General features: G+C 57.2%; 3 rRNA genes. All 3 read left to right on the top strand.

Annotation, left to right across the window (positions count from 1 at the left end):
* The first annotated feature begins 79 nt into the window (after window positions 1–79).
* The 3 genes from ACWEKR_RS35420 to rrf all read left to right on the top strand — a co-directional run bounded on the left by ACWEKR_RS35420 (window position 80) and on the right by rrf (window position 5,296).
* Window positions 80–1,598, top strand: a 16S ribosomal RNA gene (locus ACWEKR_RS35420).
* Window positions 1,599–1,915: 317 nt separating this feature from the next.
* A 23S ribosomal RNA gene (locus ACWEKR_RS35415) occupies window positions 1,916–5,029 on the top strand.
* A gap of 150 nt (window positions 5,030–5,179) precedes the next feature.
* Window positions 5,180–5,296: ribosomal RNA gene (gene rrf, locus ACWEKR_RS35410) — 5S ribosomal RNA — on the top strand.
* The 16S, 23S and 5S rRNA genes sit together here, the layout of an rRNA operon.
* Window positions 5,297–5,303 lie beyond the last annotated feature (7 nt).

The following is a 5,303-nucleotide window of genomic DNA, read 5'->3' as shown; positions in this document are numbered from 1 at the left end:
CGGCTGGCGATTGTTTTGCTGGGTTTTCGGACTCTGGTTTTTGATCTGATTGCATCTTTCGGGGTGTGATTGTGAGTCTTCAACGGAGAGTTTGATCCTGGCTCAGGACGAACGCTGGCGGCGTGCTTAACACATGCAAGTCGAGCGGTAAGGCCCTTCGGGGTACACGAGCGGCGAACGGGTGAGTAACACGTGGGTGATCTGCCTCGCACTTCGGGATAAGCCTGGGAAACTGGGTCTAATACCGGATATGACCACTGGCCGCATGGTTGGTGGTGGAAAGATTTATCGGTGCGAGATGGGCCCGCGGCCTATCAGCTTGTTGGTGGGGTAATGGCCTACCAAGGCGACGACGGGTAGCCGGCCTGAGAGGGCGACCGGCCACACTGGGACTGAGACACGGCCCAGACTCCTACGGGAGGCAGCAGTGGGGAATATTGCACAATGGGCGAAAGCCTGATGCAGCGACGCCGCGTGAGGGATGACGGCCTTCGGGTTGTAAACCTCTTTCGACAGGGACGAAGCGCAAGTGACGGTACCTGTAGAAGAAGCACCGGCCAACTACGTGCCAGCAGCCGCGGTAATACGTAGGGTGCGAGCGTTGTCCGGAATTACTGGGCGTAAAGAGCTTGTAGGCGGTTTGTCGCGTCGTCTGTGAAAACTCACAGCTCAACTGTGAGCTTGCAGGCGATACGGGCAGACTTGAGTACTGCAGGGGAGACTGGAATTCCTGGTGTAGCGGTGAAATGCGCAGATATCAGGAGGAACACCGGTGGCGAAGGCGGGTCTCTGGGCAGTAACTGACGCTGAGAAGCGAAAGCGTGGGTAGCGAACAGGATTAGATACCCTGGTAGTCCACGCCGTAAACGGTGGGCGCTAGGTGTGGGTTTCCTTCCACGGGATCCGTGCCGTAGCTAACGCATTAAGCGCCCCGCCTGGGGAGTACGGCCGCAAGGCTAAAACTCAAAGGAATTGACGGGGGCCCGCACAAGCGGCGGAGCATGTGGATTAATTCGATGCAACGCGAAGAACCTTACCTGGGTTTGACATACACCGGAAACCTGCAGAGATGTAGGCCCCCTTGTGGTCGGTGTACAGGTGGTGCATGGCTGTCGTCAGCTCGTGTCGTGAGATGTTGGGTTAAGTCCCGCAACGAGCGCAACCCTTGTCCTGTGTTGCCAGCGGATTATGCCGGGGACTCGCAGGAGACTGCCGGGGTCAACTCGGAGGAAGGTGGGGACGACGTCAAGTCATCATGCCCCTTATGTCCAGGGCTTCACACATGCTACAATGGCCGGTACAGAGGGCTGCGATACCGTGAGGTGGAGCGAATCCCTTAAAGCCGGTCTCAGTTCGGATCGGGGTCTGCAACTCGACCCCGTGAAGTTGGAGTCGCTAGTAATCGCAGATCAGCAACGCTGCGGTGAATACGTTCCCGGGCCTTGTACACACCGCCCGTCACGTCATGAAAGTCGGTAACACCCGAAGCCGGTGGCCTAACCCCTTGTGGGAGGGAGCCGTCGAAGGTGGGATCGGCGATTGGGACGAAGTCGTAACAAGGTAGCCGTACCGGAAGGTGCGGCTGGATCACCTCCTTTCTAAGGAGCATCTGCTCGGTCGCCTCGAACAGTCGAGGTCGGCTGTGCCAGAGCCGTTCATGTCCTCGAATGTAGGACTGCGGAGCTCATGGGTGGAACGCTGGCAGCTTCTTCGTATCGACGGTGGCCCTGTGTGGTTGCCGGCGGGGATATATCGACACACTGTTGGGTCCTGAAAGAACAGGCGTTCTTTCCAGGCAATATGACGACAAGGTCGAGCCGCGGTCATACCGGCTTCTTCGGGAGTGCTGGTGCCGCATGTGGTTTCGGTCTTGTGTGTTGTTTGAGAACTGCACAGTGGACGCGAGCATCTTTGTTTGTAAGTGTTTAAGAGCGTTCGGTGGATGCCTTGGCACCAGGAGCCGATGAAGGACGTAGGAGGCTGCGATAAGCCTCGGGGAGCTGTCAACCGAGCTGAGATCCGAGGATTTCCGAATGGGGAAACCCGGCACGAGTGATGTCGTGTCACCTGCCGCTGAATATATAGGCGGTTGGGAGGGAACGTGGGGAAGTGAAACATCTCAGTACCCACAGGAAGAGAAAACAATTGTGATTCCGTGAGTAGTGGCGAGCGAAAGCGGATGAGGCTAAACCATGCGTGTGTGATAGCCGGCAGGTGTTGCACGTGTGGGGTAGTGGGGCTCACTTTCCTATCACTGCCGTGGTAGGCAACAGTCAGAAAAGTGCGTGTTAGTCGAAGTGGTCTGGAACGGCCTGTCGTAGAGGGTGAGAATCCCGTAGGCGAAAATGCGTGCTCTGTTGTAGTGGGTGCCCGAGTAGCAGCGGGCCCGTGAAATCTGCTGTGAATCTGCCGGGACCACCCGGTAAGCCTGAATACTCCCTGGTGACCGATAGCGGACTAGTACCGTGAGGGAAAGGTGAAAAGTACCCCGGGAGGGGAGTGAAATAGTACCTGAAACCGGACGCTTACAATCCGTCAGAGCCTTCCCTTCGGGGTGGGGTGATGGCGTGCCTTTTGAAGAATGAGCCTGCGAGTCATCGGTGTGTGGCGAGGTTAACCCGTGTGGGGTAGCCGTAGCGAAAGCGAGTCCGAATAGGGCGTTTTGAGTCGCATGTCATGGACCCGAAGCGGAGTGATCTACCCATGGCCAGGGTGAAGCGACGGTAAGACGTCGTGGAGGCCCGAACCCACTTAGGTTGAAAACTGAGGGGATGAGCTGTGGGTAGGGGTGAAAGGCCAATCAAACTCCGTGATAGCTGGTTCTCCCCGAAATGCATTTAGGTGCAGCGTCACGTGTTTCACATCGGAGGTAGAGCTACTGGATGGCCTAGGGGGCCCACAAGCTTACCGAAGTCAGCCAAACTCCGAATGCCGGTGTGTGAGAGCGTGGCAGTGAGACTGCGGGGGATAAGCTTCGTAGTCGAGAGGGAAACAGCCCAGATCGCCGGCTAAGGCCCCTAAGCGTGTACTAAGTGGAAAAGGATGTGGGGTCGCGAAGACAACCAGGAGGTTGGCTTAGAAGCAGCCACCCTTGAAAGAGTGCGTAATAGCTCACTGGTCAAGTGATCCTGCGCCGACAATGTAGCGGGGCTCAAGTACACCGCCGAAGCCGCGGCACTCCAGCGTTTGCCTGCTTTCGAGCCAGGTGTTGGGGTGGGTAGGGGAGCGTCGTGCAGCCGTGGAAGTCACAGGGTGACCTAGTGGTGGAGGCTGTGCGAGTGAGAATGCAGGCATGAGTAGCGAAAGACGAGTGAGAAACTCGTCCGCCGAATGACCAAGGGTTCCTGGGCCAGGTTAATCCGCCCAGGGTGAGTCGGGACCTAAGGCGAGGCCGACAGGCGTAGTCGATGGACAACGGGTTGATATTCCCGTACCCGTGTATCCGCGCCCAGTGGCGAATCAGTGGTGCTAAGTGCCCAAATGTGGATGGACTTCCTTCGGGGAGCTTGAAGCGGCTGCGCACGACCCCTGCTGTAGTAGTCAAGCGATGGGGTGACGCAGGAAGGTAGCTGGGCCAGGTGATGGAATACCTGGTGTAAGCGTGTAGGGCGAGTGGTAGGCAAATCCGTCACTCATGTGCCTGAGACGTGATGCGTAGCCGATTGAGGCGAATTCAGTGATCCTATGCTGCCGAGAAAAGCCTCTAGTGAGTTGGTACACGGCCCGTACCCCAAACCGACACAGGTGGTCAGGTAGAGAATACCGAGGCGATCGAGAGAACTGTGGTTAAGGAACTCGGCAAAATGCCCCCGTAACTTCGGGAGAAGGGGGACCACGTCTGGTGATGATCCTTGCGGTCTGAGCTGGGTGTGGTCGCAGAGACCAGAGAGAAGCGACTGTTTACTAAAAACACAGGTCCGTGCGAAGTCGTAAGACGATGTATACGGACTGACGCCTGCCCGGTGCCGGAAGGTTAAGAGGACCGGTTAGCCATTTCGGTGGCGAAGCTGAGAATTTAAGCCCCGGTAAACGGCGGTGGTAACTATAACCATCCTAAGGTAGCGAAATTCCTTGTCGGGTAAGTTCCGACCTGCACGAATGGCGTAACGACTTCTCTGCTGTCTCAACCACAGACTCGGCGAAATTGCATTACGAGTAAAGATGCTCGTTACGCGCGGCAGGACGAAAAGACCCCGGGACCTTCACTATAGCTTGGTATTGGTGTTCGGTACGGTTTGTGTAGGATAGGTGGGAGACTGTGAAGCGGGCACGCCAGTGTTCGTGGAGTCGTCGTTGAAATACCACTCTGGTCGTATTGGACTTCTAACCTCGGACCCTGATCGGGTTCAGGGACAGTGCCTGGTGGGTAGTTTAACTGGGGCGGTTGCCTCCCAAAATGTAACGGAGGCGCCCAAAGGTTCCCTCAGCCTGGTTGGCAATCAGGTGTCGAGTGCAAGTGCACAAGGGAGCTTGACTGTGAGACTGACGGGTCGAGCAGGGACGAAAGTCGGGACTAGTGATCCGGCACCGGCATGTGGAAGCGGTGTCGCTCAACGGATAAAAGGTACCCCGGGGATAACAGGCTGATCTTCCCCAAGAGTCCATATCGACGGGATGGTTTGGCACCTCGATGTCGGCTCGTCGCATCCTGGGGCTGGAGTAGGTCCCAAGGGTTGGGCTGTTCGCCCATTAAAGCGGCACGCGAGCTGGGTTTAGAACGTCGTGAGACAGTTCGGTCTCTATCCGCCGCGCGCGTCAGAAACTTGAGGAAGGCTGTCCCTAGTACGAGAGGACCGGGACGGACGAACCTCTGGTGTGCCAGTTGTCCTGCCAAGGGCACTGCTGGTTGGCTACGTTCGGAAGGGATAACCGCTGAAAGCATCTAAGCGGGAAGCCTGTTCCAAGATGAGGTTTCTCACCACCTTCGAGTGGTTAAGGCCCCCTACAGACCATGGGGTTGATAGGCCGGAACTGGAAGCACGGTAACGTGTGGAGGTGACCGGTACTAATCGGCCGAGGACTTACCAACAAAGGTTGCTACGCGTCCACTGTGCGGTATCTGAAACAACACACAGATACCCCTTTACGACATGATTCACCGTGTCACCCAACCCGGCGCAACCGGGTTGGTGGGTGTGGTGAACGGGTCGCGGGGGTGTGGTGGATAGTTTCATAGAGTTACGGCGGCCATAGCGGTGGGGAAACGCCCGGTCCCATTCCGAACCCGGAAGCTAAGCCTGCCAGCGCCGATGGTACTGCACTCGACAGGGTGTGGGAGAGTAGGACACCGCCGGAACATCCTT

The organism is Nocardia sp. NPDC004573, assembly GCF_053602135.1.
Note: the sequence above shows the minus strand (reverse complement) of the source record. Positions and strands in the feature narration are given on the sequence as shown.